Here is a 19711-nt window from a genome sequence, read left to right on the forward strand (position 1 = left end):
ACGACTCAGCCGCTTCGCCGCAGGCCATTGACCGGCGCGCCACCGCCGGCATGTGAGAATCGGAACCCGATTCCCACATTCACCGAAAGAGAGCGACCCATGCCTACGCGCCGTGCCACCAAGATCGTTGCCACCCTGGGTCCTGCGTCGAGTGACCCGGCGCTGCTCGAGGCCATGATCCGTGCAGGGGTCAACGTGGTCCGGCTGAACTTCAGCCATGGCAAGGCGCAGGACCATATCGACCGGGCCGCCAGCGTGCGCGCGGCGGCGCAGCGCGCCGCGCGCGAGGTGGCGATCATGGCCGACCTGCAAGGGCCGAAGATCCGCGTGGGCAAGTTCGCCGAGGGCCGGGTCGAACTCAAATCGGGCGCGCGCTTCGTTCTCGACGCTTCGCGCACCGAACCGGGCGATGTCCAGGGCGTGGGGCTGGATTACAAGGAGTTGCCGCGCGACGTGCGGGCGGGCGATCTGCTGCTGCTCAACGACGGCCTGATCGTGCTCACCGTGGACACCGTGCGCGGCGAGGAGGTGCACACCACCGTCAAGGTGGGCGGCGAGTTGTCGAACAACAAGGGCATCAACAAGAAGGGCGGCGGCCTGACGGCGCCTGCGCTGACGGCCAAGGACATGGAAGACATCCGCACGGCCATGGGCTTTCAGGCCGACTACGTTGCGGTGAGCTTTCCGAAGAACGCAACCGACATGGAAATGGCGCGCCAGCTGTGCAACGTGGCCGCGTCGGAGACGCGCCACCGGCCGGGGCTGATCGCGAAGATCGAGCGCGCCGAAGCCATTCCGCATCTGGAAGCCATCCTGCGCGTGAGCGACGGCATCATGGTGGCGCGCGGCGACTTGGCGGTGGAGGTGGGCAACGCGGCGGTGCCCGCGCTGCAAAAGAGGATGATCCGCATGGCGCGCGAGCTCGACAAGGTCGTGATCACCGCCACGCAGATGATGGAGAGCATGATCACCAACCCCGTTCCCACCCGGGCCGAGGTCAGCGACGTGGCCAACGCCGTGCTCGACGGCACCGACGCGGTGATGCTCAGCGCCGAAACCGCCGCCGGCCGCTACCCGCTCGAGACCGTGGAAGAAATGGCCACCATCTGCGCCGCGGCCGAGGCCGCGCAGGACCGCCGGCTCGACGCCGATTTCACGGACCGGACCTTTGGCCGCATCGACCAGTCCATCGCCATGGGCGCGCTGTTCACGGCGCACCACCTGGGCGCCAAGGCCATCGTGGCCATGACCGACAGCGGGGCGACGGCGCTGTGGATGAGCCGGCACAGCATCCACGTCCCGATCTACGCGCTCACCCCCAAGGTGGCGACGCAGCGCAAGATGGCCATGTACCGCAATGTGCGCCCCCTGCTGATCGACACCAGCGCCGACCGCGACACCGCGCTCGCGCAGGCCGAGCGCCACCTCAAGAGCCGCGGCATCGTGCAGCAGGGCGATGTCTACGCCATCACCTGCGGCGAGCCCATGGGCGCCCCGGGCGGGACGAACATGCTGAAGATCTGCGTCGCCGGGTAGCCCGCGGAGTGGTTCGTTGCGGCGGCCCGGGACTTCATGGCTGCCGCAGCCCCCACACCAGCAGACCAAGGCACGCTGCGCCCAGTACCAGCACGGCCCCGGTGAGGCGCCGGGCGCGCAGGCGCAGCGTTTCCACGGCGCGCACCACCTGGGCGGTTTGCTCGGCCAGGGATTCGATCAACGCGGCGCAATCCTGCTGCTCCTGTTCCAGGCACCGGACCCGCTCGCGCAGCTGCTGCAACTGCACGTCGGTGGGGAGCGCGGATTGCCCGTCTGCGCCCTGCACCAGGGCGGTGGACTGCGCGGTGTTCCCTGCGCGCCGGTTTCTGAGCAGCTTTCTGGCGGCTTGCAGGACCTGGGGCGTGGCCTCGATGACCTGGCCCCAGGGGACCAGCTTGAGCACCGTGAACCAGGCGGCCACTTCAAAGCACCTCGCTCGCAAAGTCTGCCAGGCGCGAGCGTTCGCCGCGCGCCAGCGTGATGTGGCCGCCGTGCGGCCAACCCTTGAAGCGGTCCACCGCGTAGGTCAGTCCCGAGGAGCCTTCCGTGAGGTAGGGGGTGTCGATCTGCGCCAGGTTGCCCATGCAGATGATCTTGGTTCCCGGGCCGGCGCGCGTGATCAGCGTCTTCATCTGTTTGGGCGTGAGGTTCTGCGCCTCGTCGATGATCACGTACTTGTTCAGGAAGGTGCGCCCGCGCATGAAACTCATGCTCTTGATCTTGATGCGGCTGCGGATGAGTTCGTTCGTCGCGGCGCGCCCCCATTCGCCGGCGTTGCCGCCGTCGCCCTTGGCCAGGAACTCCAGGTTGTCGTCGAGCGCGCCCATCCAGGGGCCCATTTTTTCCTCTTCGGTCCCGGGCAGGAAGCCGATGTCCTCGCCCACGCTCACCGTCGCGCGGGTCATGATGATCTCGGTGTAGCGGCGCTCGTCGAGCACCTGGGTCAGGCCCGCGGCGAGTGCCAGCAGGGTCTTGCCGGTGCCTGCCGTCCCGGTCAGGGTGACGAAGTCGATCTCGGGGTCCATGAGCAGGTTCATGGCGTAGTTCTGCTCGCGGTTGCGCGTGGTCACGCCCCATACTGCGTGCCGGGTCGATCCATAGTCCTTGAGCGTGCGCAGCACCGCCGTCTTCTCGCGGATCTCGCTGACCCGCGCGAACAGGCTGGGTTCGCCGGGTGCCTCGAAGAAGACGAACTGGTTGATCATCAGCTGCGCAACGACGGGGCCGCCGATGCGGTAGTACACCTGCGCGCCGCTCTGCCAGCTCTCCATGTTCTTGCCGCTCTTGGCCCAGAAGTCGGGGGGCAGGGCGAGCACGCCCGCGTAGAGCAGGTCGCCGTCTTCCAGCGTCTTGTCGTTCTGGTAGTCCTCGGCGGCCAGGCCCAGCGCGCGCGCCTTGACGCGCATGTTGATGTCCTTGGACACGAGCACCACCTCGCGCGGGGCGTGCAGCGTGCGCAGGGCCTGGACCACGCCCAGGATCTGGTTGTCCGCCTTTCCCGGGGGGAAGCTGATGGGCAGGCTGTAGTCCAGCGCGGCGGTCTGGAAGAACAGATGGCCGCCGGCCGCGCGCTGGCCGGTGGAATCCAGCCGGAGCCCCTGCGCCATGTCGGCGCCCTGGGCGGCCGCGGCCAGCGCGTCGAGCGTGCGGCTGGCCTGGCGGCCGTTGCGCGCCACCTCGGTCATGCCTTTCTTGTGGCTGTCGAGCTCTTCGAGCACGATCATGGGCAGGAAGATGTCATGCTCTTCAAACCGGAACAGACTCGTGGGATCGTGCAGCAGCACATTCGTATCCAGCACGAAGAGCTTGGCCGGGCCTTGCGCTGCGGGTTTCTTGCTGCGTGCGCCGGACGGGATCGGGGGGGCCACGCTCGGACCCGCGGAGGACGCGGCGTTGGCTCCCTGCCTCTGGCGCGTGCCGCTTGCGCGTGCGCGCGTCTCGACCTGGGTGGGTGGTGGTGGTGCGGCGTGCGCTGCCGCTGCGGCCAAGGCTGGTTCCGGACGCTGCGGCTTGCGCCTTGCGCGGGCTGCGGATGGCGCACGGGCAGGCTCCTGGGCAATCGGCGCGCTCACCGGGGGCTGCGGCGCACGGGCGGGCGCGGTGATCGCAAAGGCTTCGGGCGCAAGGAGCGCGGCGCGCCGGCTGGGGGCGGGGGGCAGGGGCATGGTGGCAGGAACCTCGGTCGGTAATGCGCGGTCAGTGAAAGCAAAAAAAACCGCCTGGAGACCCAGGCGGCTTTCGGGAGGGGAGCGGCTGGGGATCCCCATTGCGCCCGGAGAATCAGGCGGCCTTTTTCAGGGCTTTGATGGATTTCACGGTCTTGAGGACTTCATCCACGTGGCCTGGCACCTTCAGGCCGCGCCACTCCTGCGCGAGCAGGCCATCGGGGCCGATCAGGAAGGTGCTGCGCTCTATGCCCTTGACCTTCTTGCCGTACATGATCTTGTTCTTCACCACGCCGAACATGTGGCACATTTTTTCTTCGGTGTCGGCGATGAGTTCAAACGGCAACTCCAGCTTTTCCTTGAAATCGTCGTGCGACTTCATGTTGTCGCGCGACACGCCGAACACGGCGGCGCCGGTCTTCACGAAGTCCTTGTAGCGGTCCCGAAACTGCATGGCTTCGGTGGTGCAGCCGGGCGTGTTGTCCTTGGGGTAGAAATAGAGGACCAGAATCTGGCCCAGGTGCGAAGTGTTGGAGACCTTGAGACCACCGGTTGCGTTGGCTTCAAATTCGGGAAGGGGTTTGTTGACAACGATCGCCATATCGCTTCAGGTCTCTCAGGATGTAGTCGTTGGTAAGCCAGCGGGTCAGTCATCGCGGTGCCGGGGCGCGCTCCTGACCGAATCCGGCGATTTTACCCTGAAATCGTTTCCCGACCAATCGCGCGGCCGTGGACCCTCACGGCGCCCGGGGCAGGGCGCATCAGGCTTCCAGCAGGAGGGCCGCGGCCACCTCGCGGCCTTCGCCGGCCAGGATGTTGTAGGTGCGGCAGGCGGCGCGCGTGTCCATGCTCTCCAGGCTCAGCCGGCGGGCGATCAGGGGCGCAAGCCACGCCGCGGGAGGAAAGCGGGTGCGGGCGCCGCTGCCAAACAGGATGATCTGCGCGTCCAGGGCGGCGAGCTGCGCGAAATGCTCCGGCCTCAGATCCTCGAAGCGCGCGCAGGGCCATTCTTGGCGCAGACCGCCGGAGCCGATGATGACGCTGCGGGTGATTTTCTCCGCGCCCATGCTGATCCAGCCCGGGCCGTAGCCGCTGATGGTTTGCGCGGTCGATGGGTCGGGCTGGAATTTCATGGGCTGTCGGCAGGCGGGAGGAGGAGGGGCAGACGGCGGCGTTGCCGGTCCGTGCGCAAACTACAATCATAGGCTCCGGTACCGAACCACCCGCCAGCGCATGAAAACCGTCCAGAAATCCGCCAAGCTCGCCAATGTCTGCTACGACATCCGGGGGCCGATCATGGACGCGGCCAGGCAGATGGAGGAAGAGGGCCACAAGATCATCCGGCTCAACATCGGCAATCTGGCGGTGTTCGGCTTCGATGCGCCCGAGGAAATCCAGCAGGACATGATCCGCAACCTGCCCAATTCCTCGGGCTACTCCGACAGCAAGGGAATCTTCGCGGCGCGCAAGGCCGTGATGCACGAGACGCAGAAGCAGGGCGTCGAGGGCGTCACGCTCGACGATATCTACCTGGGAAACGGCGCCAGCGAACTCATCGTGATGGCCACGAACGCGTTGCTCGACACCGGCGACGAACTGCTGCTGCCCGCGCCCGACTACCCGCTGTGGACGGCCGCGGCCAGCCTCTCGGGCGGCACGCCCGTGCACTACCTGTGCGACGAGGCCAGGGGCTGGATGCCCGATCTCGACGACCTGCGCGCCAAGATCACGCCGCGCACCAAGGGCATCGTGGTCATCAACCCGAACAACCCCACGGGCGCGCTGTACCCGGACGAATTGCTCGCGGGCATCGTGGAGATCGCGCGCGCGCATGGCCTGGTGATTTTTGCCGACGAGGTCTACGACAAGGTGCTCTACGACGGCGCCCGGCACAGGGCCATGGCCTCGTTGAGCGCGGACGTGCTCACGCTCACGTTCAACTCGCTCTCCAAGAGCTACCGCTCCTGCGGCTACCGCGCGGGCTGGCTGGTGGTGTCGGGCGAGAAAAAACCTGCGCGCGACTACATCGAGGGCCTGAACATGCTCTCGAACATGCGCCTGTGCGCGAATGTGCCGGGCCAATGGGCGATTCAGACCGCGCTCGGCGGCCGCCAGAGCATCCACGAACTGGTCGGCGAAGGCGGGCGCCTGCGCAGGCAGCGCGATCTGGCGTACGAACTCATCACGGCGATCCCGGGCGTGAGCTGCGTCAAGCCGCGCGCGGCGCTCTACATGTTTGCGCGGCTCGACCCCGCGGTCTACCCCATCGGGGACGATCAGCAGTTCTTCCTGGAACTGCTGCAGGAAACGCGGGTGATGCTGGTCCAGGGAACGGGTTTCAACTGGGTCGCGCCGGACCACTTCCGCATCGTTTTCCTGCCGCACGAGGACGACCTGCGCGAGGCCATCGGCCGGGTGGCGCGCTTTCTGGAGCAGTACCGCAGGCGCAGCCGGCCCGGGGCCCCGTCCCTTCCCTCCCCTCCTCTTTCCTGAGATTCAAGCCCCGGATCGTTCATGAGCATGCAAGCCATTCAAGTCGGCCTTCTGGGCATAGGCACCGTCGGCAGCGGCGTATTCCACGTATTGCAGCGCAACCAGGACGAAATCAGCCGCCGTGCGGGCCGGGGCATCGAGATCCGCATGGTCGCTGCACGGAACGTGGCGCGCGCGCAGAGCGTGGTCGGCGCGCAGGTGCAGGTGGTCGCCGACGCGCGCGCGGTGATCGCCCACCCCGGCATCGACATCGTCGTCGAACTCATCGGCGGCTGCGGCATTGCCAAGGAACTGGTGCTCGAGGCCATTGCCGCCGGCAAGCACGTGGTCACGGCGAACAAGGCGCTGCTCGCGGTGCACGGCACGGAGATCTTTGCCGCCGCGTCGGCCCGCGGCGTGATGGTGGCCTTCGAGGCCGCGGTGGCCGGCGGCATCCCCATCATCAAGGCGCTGCGCGAGGGCCTCACGGCGAACCGCATCCAGTCGATCGCGGGAATCGTCAACGGGACGACCAACTTCATCCTGTCCGAGATGCGCGACAAGGGCCTGGACTTCGACCGGGTGCTCCGGGAGGCGCAGCGCCTGGGCTACGCCGAGGCCGACCCGAGCTTCGACATCGAGGGCGTGGACGCCGCGCACAAGCTCACGCTGATGAGCGCCATCGCCTTCGGCATCCCGGTGCAGTTCGACAAGGCGCATGTGGAAGGCATCACCCGGCTGAGCGCGATCGACATCCGCTACGCCGAACAGCTGGGCTACCGCATCAAGCTGCTGGGAATCACCAAACGCGTTGACGAGGGCGTGGAACTGCGCGTGCACCCGAGCCTGGTTCCCGCCAAGCGCCTGATCGCCAACGTGGAAGGCGCGATGAACGCCGTGGTGGTGCAGGGCGACGCCGTGGGCACCACGCTGTACTACGGCAAGGGCGCGGGCTCGGAGCCCACGGCCAGCGCCGTGATCGCTGACCTGGTGGACATCACGCGCCTGCACACGGCCGACCCCGAACACCGCGTGCCGCACCTGGCCTTCCAGCCGCACACGCTGAGCGACGCCATGGACGCCCTGCCCGTGCTGCCCATGAGCGCGGTCGTCACCAGCTACTACCTGCGCCTGCGCGTGGTCGATCAGGCCGGCGTGCTGGCCCGGGTCACGGCGCTGCTCGCCGACGCGGGCGTGAGCATAGACGCCGTGCTGCAGCGCGCAGCCGACGAGGTGGGCGGCGAGGGCTCCACGCAGACTGACCTGATCATCCTCACGCACGACACGCGCGAGGGGACAATGGACGCCGTCATCGCGCAGATGCAGGCGCTGCCCACGGTGCTGGCGCCGATCACGCGCATCCGCAAGGAAGCCCTGAGCTGATTCCGACATGCAATACCTCAGCACCCGCGGCCACGCAGAGCGCAAACCGTTTTGCGCCATCTTGCTCGAGGGCCTGGCGCCCGATGGCGGCCTGTACCTGCCCGCGCACTACCCGCGCATCGACGACGCAGCCCTCACGCGCCTGCGCCGGGCCTACCACACGCAGGGCTACGCCGAGCTGGCGTTCCAGATCCTGTCGCTGTACATCGACGACATTCCGCCCGCCGACCTGCACGCCCTGTGCGCCAAGACCTACACCGCCGAGGTATTTGGCTCCGGCAAGATCGCGGAGCTGCGCCACCTCGAAGACGGCCTGTGGATCCAGGCCCTTTCGCAGGGCCCCACGCTGGCGTTCAAGGACATGGCCATGCAGTTGCTCGGCAACCTGTTCGAGTACGAGCTCGGGCGCCGCGGCGAGCAGCTCAACGTCCTGGGCGCGACCAGCGGCGACACCGGCAGCGCGGCCGAATACGCGCTGCGCGGCAAAAAGGGCGTGCGCGTCTTCATGACCAGCCCGCATGGCCGCATGAGCGCCTTCCAGCAGGCGCAGATGTTCAGCCTGCAAGACGAGAACATCCACAACATCGCCATCGAAGGCGTGTTCGACGACTGCCAGGACATCGTCAAAGCCGTCAGTGGCGACTTGGACTTCAAGCGCAGGTACAGGATAGGCGCCGTCAACTCGATCAACTGGGCGCGCCTGCTGGCGCAGGTGGTGTACTACTTTGCCGGCTATATCCAGGCCACCGAAAGCAACGCGCAGCCGGTCCGCTTTGCGGTTCCCAGCGGCAACTTCGGCAACGTCTGCGCGGGCCACGTGGCGCGCATGATGGGCCTGCCGATCGCGCAGCTGGTGGTGGCGACGAACGAGAACGACGTGCTCGACGAATTCCTTCGCACCGGCGTCTACCGCGTGCGCAGCGCTGCGGATACGCACGAGACCTCCAGCCCCTCGATGGACATCAGCAAGGCGAGCAACTTCGAGCGCTTCGTGTTCGACCTGCTGGGCCGCGACGGCGCGCGCGTCGCGGCGCTGTTTGGCACGGCGCTGGCGCGCGCGGGCCACTTCGATCTGAGCGCCGATGCGCACTTTGCCGAGGCCGCAGCGCGCTATGGTCTGGCAAGCGGCAAGAGCACGCACGCCGACCGCCTGGAGACCATCCGCGACACCTACCGGCGCCGCGGCGTGACCCTGGACCCGCACACCGCCGACGGAGTGAAGGTGGCGCGCGCGCACCATGGCGAGGCCACGCTGCCGATGATCGTGCTGGAGACGGCGCTGCCCATCAAGTTTTCCGAGACCATCGTCGAAGCCCTGGGCCATGCGCCCGAGCGGCCCGCACAGTTCGTCGGAATCGAAGACCTGCCCCGGCGCGTGCAGCGGCTGCCCGCCGACGTGCAGCAGGTCAGGGCCTATATCGAGCGCCACTGCGCCCCGTCCGCCTGACGACCCGAGAACCGCGGCGAACAAGGAGCAGCGCATGAAGGTCGTCGGTTTTGCCGGCTTTTCCGGCAGCGGCAAGACCACGCTGATCGAGCAGCTGATCCCCGCGTTGCGGCTGCGCGGCCTGCGCGTCTCGGTGGTCAAGCACGCGCACCACAGCTTCGACATCGACCACCCGGGAAAAGACACCTACCGCCACCGCGCGGCGGGCGCGTTCGAGGTGGTCGCGGCGTCCGACCAGCGCCTGGTGCTGATGCGCGAGTTCGGGCAGGCCACGGCGCTGAGCGTGCACCACCTGCTGGCCGAACTCTGCCCGAGCGTGGACTGGGTGCTCGTCGAGGGGTTCAAGGACAGCGACCTGCGCAAGATCGAGGTCTGGCGCGCCCCCGAGCCCGGCCAGCTGGCCAAGCCCGTGCGCTACCCCGGCGACGACCGGGTGCTCGCCGTGGTCACCGACGCGCCGCAGCGCCTGCCCGAGCCCACGCGGCTGCCCGTGCTCGACCTGAACGCGCCCGCGCGGGTGGCGCACTGGCTGCTGGAGCACGCGCAGCGCTTTGAATACGCATCCGGACTGCACGCGGGACTGCTGCCATGCGCCCCGCGATAAATCCCTTCGGCCCCCTGAAGCCCCTGGACGAGGCGCTCGCCGAACTGCTCGCGCAGGCCCGGCCCTTGCCGGGCACCGACCGGATCGCCACGATGGACGCGGACGGCCGCGTGCTCGCGCAGGACTGCATCTCGGCGCTGCAAGTGCCGCCGCAGGACAATAGTTCGATGGACGGCTACGCGCTGCGCTGCGCCGACGTGGCGGCCGCGCGCCTGGCGCAGCCGACCGAACTGCCCGTCGAACTGCCCGTATCACAGCGCATTGCAGCAGGCAGCGCGGGCGAACCCTTGCAGCCCGGCAGCGCAGCGCGCATCTTTACCGGCGCCCCCGTGCCTGCCGGCGCCGACGCGGTCCTGATACAGGAAGACTGCGAGGCCCTGGCCGGCGCCGGCCTGGGGCGGGTGCGTATCCACGCCATGCCCCGGCCGGGCCAGTGGATCCGCAGCGCGGGTGAAGACATCCGCCGCGCCAGCGTGGTGCTCGCGGCCGGAACGCGGCTCTCGCCGGCCGGGCTGGGGCTGGCTGCGAGCATCGGCCTGCACCAACTGGAGGTGGCGCGCCGCCCGCGCGTGGCGCTGTTCTCCACCGGCGACGAACTGGTCATGCCCGGCGCCGTGCCGCCCGCGCAGATGCGCCCCGGCGCCATCTACAACAGCAACCGTTTCTTTCTGCGCGCCATGCTGCTGCGCCTGGGCTGCACGGTGAGCGACCTGGGAATCGTCCCCGACCGGCGCGACGCCACCATGCAGGCGCTGCAGGACGCGAGCGCCGCGCACGACCTGATCCTCAGCAGCGGCGGCGTCTCGGTGGGCGAAGAAGACCACATCAAACCCGCCGTCGAGGCGCTGGGCCGGCTGGACCTCTGGCAGATCGCCATGAAGCCCGGAAAACCCTTTGCCTACGGCCAGGTCGGGCCGGCGCATTTCATGGGGCTGCCCGGCAACCCGGTATCGAGCTTTCTCACCTTTGCGCTGCTGGTGCGGCCCTTTGTGCTGCGCTTGCAGGGCGCGCTGGCCGTTGCGCCCAAGGCGCTGCCCGCCACCGCCCACTTCGCCTGGCCCCGGGCCGACAAGCGCCGTGAATTCCTGCGCGTGCGGCACAACCCCGCGGGGGGGCTGGAACTGTTTGGCAACCAGAGTTCGGGCGTGCTGACCTCGGCCACCTGGGGCGACGGCGTGGTCGACAACCCGGCCGGCCAGACGATTGCACCGGGCGACAGCGTTGCGTTCATTGCGTTCTCGGAGTTGCTGTCATGAAGATCACGGTGCGCTATTTCGCCTCCATCCGCGAGGCCATCGGCCAGGGCAGCGAGACCGTGGAGACGGCGTGCACCACGCTCGGCGCGCTGCGCGACGAACTCATTGCACGCGGCGGCGCGCACGCCGCGAGCCTGGCCCGCGGCAGGGCCCTGCGCATGGCGCTCGACCAGAGCATGGGCGACGAGACCGCGCCGCTGGCCGACGGGGCCGAGGTGGCGTTCTTTCCGCCCGTGACTGGTGGATGAACGGCGGCTGAAGCACGGCCCTTCAGCGCGGCGCGGTGAACGCGGGGCACGGCCACGCCAGCAACTCGGCCAGGCGCGTGACGATCCAGACCGCCTCGGGAAGCGATACCCCCGACTCAGCGCTGCTGAGCCCGGCGTGCATGCGCCGCAGGATGTCCTCCTCGCAGGGTGCCTGCACCTGATGCAGCGTCTGCGCCCGCTCCACCAAGTGGCCCGCCAAGTCCTCGCAGAGTTCGTAGCGCGCGCGCACCGCGTCGGCTGGCGCGCGCAGGCGCTGCTGCGCGTCGCTGTACAGCGCGAGGAACGATTGCGGTACGTGGATCTGGTTCTCGTCGTCCATTGGGGAGCGGTGGGGGGGGTACAGTGCGGGGGCTGGCGAATCGTACCGACAAATTCCTGCGCTCCCCCATGACCCTGCCCCGCGTATCCATACAGACCGAGGACTTTGACCTGTCCACCGAAATCGCGGCCCTGCGCCGCGCAAACCCGGGTGTCGGGGCGGTCTGCGGCTTCGTCGGCACGGTGCGCGGGCAAGACACGGGCGACGCCGTGGAATCCATGACGCTCGAGCATTACCCCGGGATGACCGAGAAATCGATCGAGGCCATGCTGGACGCGGCTCTCCAGCGCTTTGACATCCTGGGCGCCCGCGTCATCCACCGCGTGGGGCGGCTGCTGCCGTGCGAGCAGATCGTGCTGGTGGCCGTGGCCAGCGCCCACCGGGAGCAGAGCTTTCGGGCCTGCGAGTTTCTGATGGACTACCTCAAGACCCAGGCGCCGTTCTGGAAAAAGGAGCAGACCCCCCAGGGTGCGCGCTGGGTGGACGCCAGGGCAAGCGACGACGCGGCGCTCGCGCGCTGGGCAATCATGGCCGGGAGTAAGGACTCAGCCCCTCGCCCCACGGCCTCGCCCATCAAGCAAAGCGGGCATGGCCCTTGACTTCAATTTTTGCTGGCTGGCAGGGTCAAACCGCTGGCCTGCTTGATGGCTTCGTCATTGAGCAGGAAGCTCTTTTTCGTTGCGCAGCGCATCGAGATACTTCTGGTAGCTCTCGATTTCGGCCGCGCTATAGCCCTTGAATTCGGTGAGCTTGACCGCGTCGGCCACCGGCGCGTAGGACAGAAGGGCTTCGTCGGGAACAAAGCCCGGTTCGCCGGTCTCGCGCAGAAAGCGCAGCCACAGCGCAGTCGCTTGCTTCTCGACCCGCGTTTGGGGCGTGAATTTGGGCAACTCCAGAATGACGAACTGCAAGCCTTTCAAAACCTTGTCGTGATCGGCGAGCTGGGTGATCTTGTAGTGGTGCAGCCAACAGTCTTTCTCGTCGGGGTCTTTCTCGAAAACGTCGTTGAGCACCGTGACCGAGTAGACCGGGCACAGCGGCTGGTAGGACGCGCCCGAGGAGAACTGGCTGACGACGGCCTGGGCGCCACTGAACGGGATGCGCGCGAAGTGGGCGGCGGACCACAGCATCTGCATCTTGACGACGAACACCTGACCGCCCTGGTCGTGGCATTTGACATCGATGATGGAAAACCGCATGCCCGAGGCTTGCGGCGCCTGCTCGGCGGGCAGGTAGGCCAGGGACTCGATGGGAGCGTCCAAGGGCAGGACGGCGTTCAGAAAGTCCTTGAGCAGATCGGCGCGCGCGAAGACGCGCTGGAAGACCAAGCCAATCTTGGGATCGAGGTGGTTCAGGTTCATGAATGGGCGCGCCTGCTTTGGCCGCGCAGTCTATCGCATGCGGGTCCTCACGCTTTTCGAGGCCCGGAAAGCGGAAGGCCTCCCTTGCGGGGAGGCCTTCACACTCTCTACACTGGAGCTCCCGGCTCCCTCTCGGGTTGGCCGGGTTGGCCTTGCAGCGCGTCAAAGTGAGACTCTACGCGTTTTCCGCCAGACTTGTCAAGAGCAGTTCCCTCATGCATCCCCCATCCAGTGAGTTCGAACAGATCATCTCCAAGCCAAGGCTCGACAGTTACAGAGCGTACTGGAAGGTGGATCCCGATGGGGCGGTGGGTTTGTACATATGGAACGGAGAAGTGTGCGCCGAAGTGTCGAAACTGCTTGCGTACTTCGAGATCGCTTTGCGAAACAACATTCACCGCGAAATGAGTTTGACCACCCCATTGCCGACGCCGGCTGGCGTTATGGGGACCTCTGCGAGCAGTGCGTGGTGGAACGCTTCGTCCATCGGCGCACAGCTCAAACCGGGGACAAAAAAGAAGATCACCGACGTGATAAATGCTTCCTCGGTTCGTTTGGGTCCAGATGAGATTGTTTCCCGGCTTTCATTCGGGTTTTGGCCAAACATCCTGGCATGGATCGCCAAATCGCGAACGCCTGCCATGTACAATATTCTCCCGGGACATCCGCTTAGCCAGCCAGGGGCACTGCCCAATTGGTCAGATGCAGCAGCCCGAAATTCCGCATTGGCCGAAATATTCGAGATGAAAGAGGTGCGCAACAGAATCGCGCATCTGGAGCCTCTTTGGAAATTCCCCAAGGTCATGGATGCAGTGACACAGAAAGTCATCGTCGCTCCTGCGTCCACCAACGAGACGGGCACCATGGAACGATTTGCGCGACTGCTACGGATCTATGATGACGCAGTGCATGCCCTTTCCCCGGCACTTTCCTCTTATATGAAGACGGCCAGTTGGCGGCAAAGGCTTGATTTCCTGCTATCGCGCAAAGGTGTCGCTCGCTACCAAGGGGGGCTTCATGTTCCCAATGGAACTCCGTTGTGCACAAGGGCGCTGCACCAGGAATTCGCCACGGTCATTCAGAATAATCGCCCCGTCAAAATCCACGGCATCGGAGGTGAGGGGTTATTCATTCCGCTCTGAAAAAGAAGGCCGCTCCGGCATTATCGAATCACAATGAAATCCATTCGCCGCAAGCCATGCTGCGGTCCACGGCTTCTCCGATCCGGGTGGACACCAGGGCATCCTCTCCATCGGGGTATTTTCCCTTGAGTTCGTCGAGCGTGACCGCGCCGCTTTGCATGGCCCTGAGCAGTTCGACGAACCGGATCATCGACGCGAAGGTATAGCCCTGCACCTGCGCACCCCACACGGGATGTTCATACTCCTGCGCGCCAAAAGCGTTGATCACCAGACTCTCCGGCACGTCAGCGTAGCAACTGAACATGCCGCGATCCTGGCTATCGACCTCCACCACACCTTCCTCGCCAACCATCCGGATCTGTTGGTTCACGATCGACGGAAATCCGGTGGGCAGGATCCAGGAGAGGTCGAATGAAAAGCTGGCGCCATTGGCGAATTCAACGCGGGCGTTGACGCTGTCGAGCGTATCCACGCCCATGGACTGCAATTTCCCCCTGTGGCCCGTGGCGTACACCCTGCGCGGCTGGCTTTGCAGCAGCCAGTAGACGAGATCATAAAAATGCACCCCCAAAAACCAGGAGGGTGAGCTGCGTGCAGCCCATTGGCGCAGCCATACCGAGGGCACGACGATCTTGTCCTCCATGCAAACGGAGCCGTACTGGATTTTTCCGAGCCGACCGGCTTGCATATCGCTTTTCAAGCGCATGTGCGCGGGGTCGAAGCGTTTGTGAAAATCGATGAACAGCATGACCGCGCGCTGGCGACAGGCGGCTATCATCTGCTGAGCGCGCGCGCTGCGGGTGTCCAGCGGCTTTTGCACGAGCACGTGCAAGCCCGCGTCGGCCGCGGCCAGCACCACCTCGCCGTGCAGATGGTCGGGGGTTGCGACGGCGACGGCGTCAAGACCGGCATGCGTGAACATGTCCCGGTAGTCCGCGTATCCCCGGATGGCAAAACTTTTGGCTTGGCGGTCGAGAATTTCTTTGTCGATTTCTGCCAGTGCAACCAAGTCCAGCAGCCCCTGCTTGTGCAAGGCCGCAAAACACTTGAGCATGGCGCTGCCATAAACGCCTGCGCCGACCACGGCGATGCGCGGCCTGGATTTTTGGGTCATCTTCTTCTCCAAATCCGGTCAGTGCGATCCGCTGGATTGCGCGCGACACCGGTGATCGCCCACGCGCGCAGCATGCACTTCCAGTGCATCGCTCCATTCGACCTCGCTGGGGGGCAGCGCAATTCCATGGCGCTGGAACGCATCCGCCAAAATGCGTCGCGGGTTCTCCGAAGCCATCGCGATGGCTTCCTCAAAGCTGGCGCATCCCCAGGCCACGACGTTGCGCAGCGCGCGATCCAGGGTCAGGCTCGACCCCGCCAGATACGCCGATCCCGGAGTGCGCACCGCACCGTCGCTTCCCAATTCGACGTCGAAACCTGCAAAGCGATAGCTTCCGGGCCGGGCGGCACCCGCGGCGCTGACCGCATCCGTGACCAGAATGGAACGCGCCAATCCTTTGGCCCGCAGCATGGACCGCAGAGCACGCGGGGGGACGTGCAGACCATCGGCAATAAAGCTGGCGCACAGTCCGTCGCAGCCCAGCTGCGCTTGTATCGTGTTGTTGAATTTCGGCAGCAGCTGCGGCACGCCATTGCCCAGATGCGTGCACAGGCGTGCACCGGCATGCGTCGCCCGGTCGATGGTTTCCGCGTCTGCCGCCGAATGCCCGATGGCAAGAACTTTTGCCTGTGCATGCAGGCTTTTCGCAAAGCAGCCGCTTTCATCCAACTCGGGCGCATAGGTCAGCATGAGAATGGGGCGTGACAATGCGCGCTCGATCCGGGAGATCCACTGCGCATCGGGGCGCCGCATGGCATTTGCGGGGTGGCACCCCGCGTAGCCCTCCATGGGGTTCAGGAACGGTCCTTCGAGGTGGTAACCGGGGATCATCGCGGCGCCCAAACGACTCTCCCTGAGCGCGCGATCGAGCGCCTGCAGCCGCGCACTCATTGCGTCGCCTGCCGCGGTAATGATGGTCGGCAGACAGGCCGTCACACCCGTCGCCAGCATGGCCCCCAGAGCGTGGTCGAGCGCCGCGCCCGTGATCGTGCGAGCGTCGTTGAAATCGACCCCGGAGAAACCGTTGACCTGCACGTCAAACAATCCGGCGCTCACTCTCCCTGCCATGGCCCGCGCCTCTCCGTGTGCTGCAACAAACTGGCAGAGTGGGGATCGAGATAGAGCGTGCAATCGGCATGCGTTCGCAGAAAGGATGCCGGACTGTCTTGCGTAATGGGTCCCTCGATCGCCGCGCTCACCGCGGCCGCCTTGCGCGCATCGGGGACCGAGAGAATGATTTTTCGGGACTGGGCAATTTGTTGCACGCTCATCGTGATCGCGCACCGCGGGACCGCGTCGAGAGCGGGAAACCAGCCTTCGGTCGCTTGTTGCCGGCGGCAGGCTTCGTCCAGATTCACCAAAATGAAGGGGCTTCGGGTTTCAAAGTCGGCTGGAGGATCGTTGAACGCGAGATGGCAGTTTTCGCCAATGCCTGCGAAACAGACCGCAATCTCGTGTATTTTGATGAATCCGTTGAGGCGGCTGATTTCATCGGGAATCGAGCGCGCCGTGCCGTCAATGGCGACAAAGGCCTTGGGCGTCGGCAAGCGCGCAAGCAGGCGGGTTTGCAGATAGTTTCGGAAACTCGCGGGATGGCTCGGGGGCAGGCCGACGTATTCGTCGAGGTGAAAAATGCTGACGCGCGGCCACGCGATGCCGCGCTCCTGAACCAATGCATCGAGCATTTCGAACTGGCTGGCCCCGGTGGCAACGATTACACCGGCTTCCGGTTTTTCCGCCAGGGCTTGGCGCAGCGCATCCGCTCCGGCGCGCGCGGCGGCTCTTCCCAGGGCCTGCTTGTCCTGAAGGATTTCCACTTTCACCGGTATTCCTTTTCGCCATTACTGCGCCACCACGGTCTTGATGCGCGCGATCATCTCATCGACCGCCTTGTCCACCGCGAGCTTTTCGTTGACCACGCGACTCATCGCCTTGGCCCAGACGTTCTCGTTGTTCAGCACGGCAAACCGGTAGTCCTTGGTGAATTCGAAGGGCACCGTTCCGTGTGTAAATTGCTTGTGGACCGCGAGCCGATGCGGGTCGGACTGCCAGAATGCGCGTTGCTGAGCGGCCCGGGTCACGGGGTACCAGCGACCGAGTGTGCCCTCGACGTAGGGGGTCAGATTCGCCTCGTCGAGCAGGAACGCCACAAACTGTTTGGCTGCGGCCTTGTTCCTTGCGTCCCTGAAGATGACGCCGGTCTTGACCGACGCCCTGTAGGTCATTCTGGAGCCGTCGGGCTTGTCGGGAAATCCGCCGGTCACGATCAGCTCCGTGTAATTCTTCCTCGCCGTTGCCCGTTGGGAATCGGTCAACACGGGATTATTCATGTCGTCGAGCCATTTGCCCGGGATCGAAATCGTTGGATTGTGCGTGAGCACCGTGGTCCGGTTGTGGAACGCGACGTTGTTGTCCGGGTCCTTCCAACTCATCGCCGAGGGAGGAACACAGCCCTTGGCGTACAAATCGGTGTAATCCGTGAGCGCATCGATCAGGCCCTGGCGCACCGCCGGATCGTCTACCAGCAGCTTGCCCTCGCCATCGACCAGCCTGACGTTGTAAGCGTCCGCGAAGGTCAGGAACGCCCAAGCGGCATCGGTCGAGTCCACGCCCAATGACTGGCCCACGGCGTACACGCGGCTGCCGGTTTTCTTGCGGTACGCGGGTTGCACCTTCTCGCACCAGAAACGCCAGTAATCCTTCCAGCCCGTTGGAATATCCGACTGCTTGAAACCGGCCGTCTCCAGCATGTCCTTCCAGTACATGGTGTAGATCGTCTGCTGCATGATGGGAAACGCGTAATAGGCGCGCTTCCGGGTCGCATGGTTGTAGAGATGGACGGCCTCGACGGCACTGGGCGCGAAGCGCTCGCGCATGGGGGCGAGGAGTTCGGAGAGATCGTCGATCTTGCCCTCGTAAGCCCATTTGGCGGTGACCTGAAAGTCGTAGACATCGGAATACGCGACATCGGGTGGAGCGCCGGAGTCAAGCGCCGCGACGGTCTTGGGAAGCATGTCTTGCGGCGGATATTGCGATAACTCGACCTTGATCGCCGGGTATTTGGCCTCGAACTTGCGGATCATTTCGAACAAGGCCAAGTCCTCGCTTTGGTAGAAGGCCTTGGCCCACCAGACCCTGAGCTGCTGCTGTGCAAACGCCGGCGCAGCGGGGACGCCCGCGAGGGAGAGCGCGCATGCGGCCAAGCCAACGGCCCTCCCGAGCCGAAAAGCAAGGCTGCGGGCCAAGGTGTTTTTCATGGATCCTGGTCTCCTGGTGCTGCTGCTGACGGGCGGCGACGATGGTCACACAGTTTGAAACAATCATTAACGTGTTTGGCGCAATTCCCGCCCGGGGTTTACCACTAGAGCGCGTTGCCTGCGCGACTCCCTCCGGGCCCCTCTCAGTCATCGACGCGCCGCGCCAGGTAGGAGGCCAGTGGCGGGGGATCGGAGAACACCGCAGCGGTTTTCAGGTGGATGAGGCTGCGCCGCGATTCGGCGTGCAGATGCTCGATCAGCGCAGCGGCTGCGGCGTCAACGGCGTCGTGCAGCAGCAGCTCGTAGATGATGCGGTGCTCGTCGACGATGCGCGGGTCCATGGGCAGGCCCAGGCTGCGCAGAAAGCGCTCGGTCTCCACCAGCGGCAGTTGGACATGCCGGAGGTTCTCCGCCAGCCGGTCGTTCGTCGTTGCCAGCAGCAGCGATTCGTGCAGGTCCGACTCGATGCGGTCGATCATTTCCGCAGTCCACTGCGACGGGTCGCGGCCCGTGCAGCGTGCGCGCAGGGCCTGCAGCGTTGCGCGCGGCGTTTGCTGCATGGCGCCGCGCAAGGCGACGGGTTCGAGCGCGGTGCGCAGTTCGTAGAGCTCGCGGATGTCCTTGGCGGTCAGCGGGCCTGCGACCCAGTGCGAGCTTTGGTTTTTCCGCACCAGGCCACGCTCCTGCAGGCGGCTCAGCACGTCGCGCGCGACCGTGCGCGAGACCCGGTAATGCTCGGCCAGCTCGGCTTCGACGATGCGGTACTGGCCGAACACCAGGCACGAGGCCACGCTGCGCTCCACTTCGGCGTAGATGCGCTCCCACGAGGTCCGGGTCTGCAAGGCCGCGTCGGCCTGCGCGTCGAGCGACAGGTTCAGCGCCTTGAACGGCGTGCGGATCGGGCGTACGGATTGCGCCGGCGGTCCGACCAGAAACCCCCGTCCGTCAAAGCGCTGGATCAGCTGGCGCGACTCCAACTCGGCGAGCGCGCGCCGCACCGGTGCACGGCTGGTCTGAAAGACTTCGGCAATCGGCTTTTCCAACAGCACCAGACCCGGTGGCAACCGCCCGATGCGGATGTGTTCGTCGAGCACCTCGGCGATGACTGCGTACAGATGCGAAGAGTTCAGGAGGTCGTTGGCAGGGGTCATGTCGCTGGGCGCAGGACGGTCCAGCAGTTTAGGGCACCGCAGGCGGGGGGCGATGGGGGGTTGAACAATTGACTTTTGGTATGTAAAAACCGATCTCGAGGCTCTGCGGACCCGATTGCCTCATGGGGTCCTGCCGGCACTGCTTCAATGCATTTCCGAAAGTTTTCTGCCATTCCATTCCCTGAATCCGACCCCGTGGAGCGGGGTTTCCATCCTTGTAAATGTCTATTGCATT

At 65.6% G+C, this 19711-nt stretch carries 20 protein-coding genes; 9 read left to right on the plus strand and 11 right to left on the minus strand.

Annotated features, from left to right (window positions below):
* The first annotated feature begins 99 nt into the window (after nt 1-99).
* The gene (gene pyk / locus D5041_RS06665) at nt 100-1536 is read left to right on the plus strand and encodes a pyruvate kinase (RefSeq protein WP_265284152.1); all 1437 of its coding nucleotides are present in this window, start codon (nt 100-102) and stop codon (nt 1534-1536) included.
* 34 nt (nt 1537-1570) lie between these two features.
* On the opposite strand, the gene D5041_RS06670 is transcribed toward pyk, so the two are convergent.
* The 4 genes from D5041_RS06670 to D5041_RS06685 all read right to left on the minus strand — a co-directional run bounded on the left by D5041_RS06670 (nt 1571) and on the right by D5041_RS06685 (nt 4834).
* Nucleotides 1571-1957: a hypothetical protein gene (locus D5041_RS06670; RefSeq protein ID WP_010102860.1), complete on the minus strand. Its 387-nt coding sequence runs from the start codon at nt 1955-1957 to the stop codon at nt 1571-1573.
* 1 nt (nt 1958) lies between these two features.
* Nucleotides 1959-3701 carry a PhoH family protein gene (locus D5041_RS06675; RefSeq protein ID WP_010102862.1) on the minus strand — a complete coding sequence of 581 codons (1743 nt, stop codon included), beginning with the start codon at nt 3699-3701 and terminating at the stop codon, nt 1959-1961.
* A gap of 115 nt (nt 3702-3816) precedes the next feature.
* A complete protein-coding gene (locus D5041_RS06680; protein ID WP_010102864.1) occupies nt 3817-4302 on the minus strand; it encodes a peroxiredoxin in 486 nt (161 codons plus the stop codon).
* 160 nt (nt 4303-4462) lie between these two features.
* Nucleotides 4463-4834, minus strand: a complete 372-nt coding sequence (locus tag D5041_RS06685) for an Mth938-like domain-containing protein (protein WP_010102866.1) — start codon at nt 4832-4834, stop codon at nt 4463-4465.
* 100 nt (nt 4835-4934) lie between these two features.
* Between D5041_RS06685 and D5041_RS06690 the strand changes: the two genes are divergently transcribed.
* Genes D5041_RS06690 through moaD form a run of 6 tightly spaced genes read left to right on the plus strand, consistent with a single transcriptional unit; the run spans nt 4935 to nt 11111 of the window.
* Nucleotides 4935-6194, plus strand: coding sequence for a pyridoxal phosphate-dependent aminotransferase (locus D5041_RS06690; protein ID WP_265284153.1), 1260 nt, complete (start codon nt 4935-4937; stop codon nt 6192-6194).
* Between the two features lie 27 nt (nt 6195-6221).
* Nucleotides 6222-7556, plus strand: coding sequence for a homoserine dehydrogenase (locus tag D5041_RS06695; protein WP_010106291.1), 1335 nt, complete (start codon nt 6222-6224; stop codon nt 7554-7556).
* 7 nt (nt 7557-7563) lie between these two features.
* A complete protein-coding gene (thrC, locus tag D5041_RS06700) occupies nt 7564-9003 on the plus strand; it encodes a threonine synthase (protein ID WP_265284154.1) in 1440 nt (479 codons plus the stop codon).
* Nucleotides 9004-9037: 34 nt separating this feature from the next.
* Nucleotides 9038-9607: a molybdopterin-guanine dinucleotide biosynthesis protein B gene (gene mobB, locus D5041_RS06705; RefSeq protein ID WP_010106287.1), complete on the plus strand. Its 570-nt coding sequence runs from the start codon at nt 9038-9040 to the stop codon at nt 9605-9607.
* Nucleotides 9592-10863, plus strand: a complete 1272-nt coding sequence (locus D5041_RS06710) for a molybdopterin molybdotransferase MoeA (protein ID WP_265284155.1) — start codon at nt 9592-9594, stop codon at nt 10861-10863. Before mobB ends, D5041_RS06710 begins: the two co-directional genes overlap by 16 nt.
* Complete coding sequence (gene moaD, locus D5041_RS06715; RefSeq protein ID WP_010106286.1) at nt 10860-11111, plus strand: molybdopterin converting factor subunit 1; 252 nt, start codon at nt 10860-10862, stop codon at nt 11109-11111. Before D5041_RS06710 ends, moaD begins: the two co-directional genes overlap by 4 nt.
* 22 nt (nt 11112-11133) lie before the next feature.
* Here the strand turns inward: moaD and D5041_RS06720 are convergent, their stop codons facing one another.
* A complete protein-coding gene (locus D5041_RS06720) occupies nt 11134-11451 on the minus strand; it encodes a hypothetical protein (RefSeq protein WP_010106284.1) in 318 nt (105 codons plus the stop codon).
* 68 nt (nt 11452-11519) lie between these two features.
* Between D5041_RS06720 and D5041_RS06725 the strand changes: the two genes are divergently transcribed.
* Nucleotides 11520-12050: a molybdenum cofactor biosynthesis protein MoaE gene (locus D5041_RS06725; protein WP_265257904.1), complete on the plus strand. Its 531-nt coding sequence runs from the start codon at nt 11520-11522 to the stop codon at nt 12048-12050.
* Nucleotides 12051-12104: 54 nt separating this feature from the next.
* Here D5041_RS06725 and D5041_RS06730 read toward each other — a convergent pair whose 3' ends face one another.
* Nucleotides 12105-12812, minus strand: coding sequence for a PD-(D/E)XK nuclease family transposase (locus D5041_RS06730; RefSeq protein ID WP_265257903.1), 708 nt, complete (start codon nt 12810-12812; stop codon nt 12105-12107).
* Nucleotides 12813-13027: 215 nt separating this feature from the next.
* Between D5041_RS06730 and D5041_RS06735 the strand changes: the two genes are divergently transcribed.
* A complete protein-coding gene (locus tag D5041_RS06735; protein ID WP_265284156.1) occupies nt 13028-13954 on the plus strand; it encodes a hypothetical protein in 927 nt (308 codons plus the stop codon).
* Between the two features lie 28 nt (nt 13955-13982).
* On the opposite strand, the gene D5041_RS06740 is transcribed toward D5041_RS06735, so the two are convergent.
* From D5041_RS06740 to D5041_RS06760, 5 genes are all read right to left on the minus strand, one after another.
* Nucleotides 13983-15068: a Gfo/Idh/MocA family oxidoreductase gene (locus tag D5041_RS06740; protein ID WP_265284157.1), complete on the minus strand. Its 1086-nt coding sequence runs from the start codon at nt 15066-15068 to the stop codon at nt 13983-13985.
* An 18-nt stretch (nt 15069-15086) separates the two neighbouring features.
* The gene (locus D5041_RS06745; RefSeq protein ID WP_265284396.1) at nt 15087-16103 is read right to left on the minus strand and encodes an N-acetylglucosamine-6-phosphate deacetylase; all 1017 of its coding nucleotides are present in this window, start codon (nt 16101-16103) and stop codon (nt 15087-15089) included.
* 17 nt (nt 16104-16120) lie between these two features.
* Complete coding sequence (locus tag D5041_RS06750) at nt 16121-16891, minus strand: 6-phosphogluconolactonase (RefSeq protein ID WP_265257899.1); 771 nt, start codon at nt 16889-16891, stop codon at nt 16121-16123.
* An 18-nt stretch (nt 16892-16909) separates the two neighbouring features.
* The gene (locus D5041_RS06755; RefSeq protein ID WP_029554499.1) at nt 16910-18325 is read right to left on the minus strand and encodes an ABC transporter substrate-binding protein; all 1416 of its coding nucleotides are present in this window, start codon (nt 18323-18325) and stop codon (nt 16910-16912) included.
* Nucleotides 18326-18468: 143 nt separating this feature from the next.
* Nucleotides 18469-19476: a GntR family transcriptional regulator gene (locus tag D5041_RS06760; protein ID WP_265257898.1), complete on the minus strand. Its 1008-nt coding sequence runs from the start codon at nt 19474-19476 to the stop codon at nt 18469-18471.
* Between the last annotated feature and the right edge of the window lie 235 nt (nt 19477-19711).

Source organism: Verminephrobacter aporrectodeae subsp. tuberculatae, assembly GCF_026127385.1.
In the GTDB taxonomy this organism is placed as follows: domain Bacteria; phylum Pseudomonadota; class Gammaproteobacteria; order Burkholderiales; family Burkholderiaceae_C; genus Acidovorax; species Acidovorax aporrectodeae.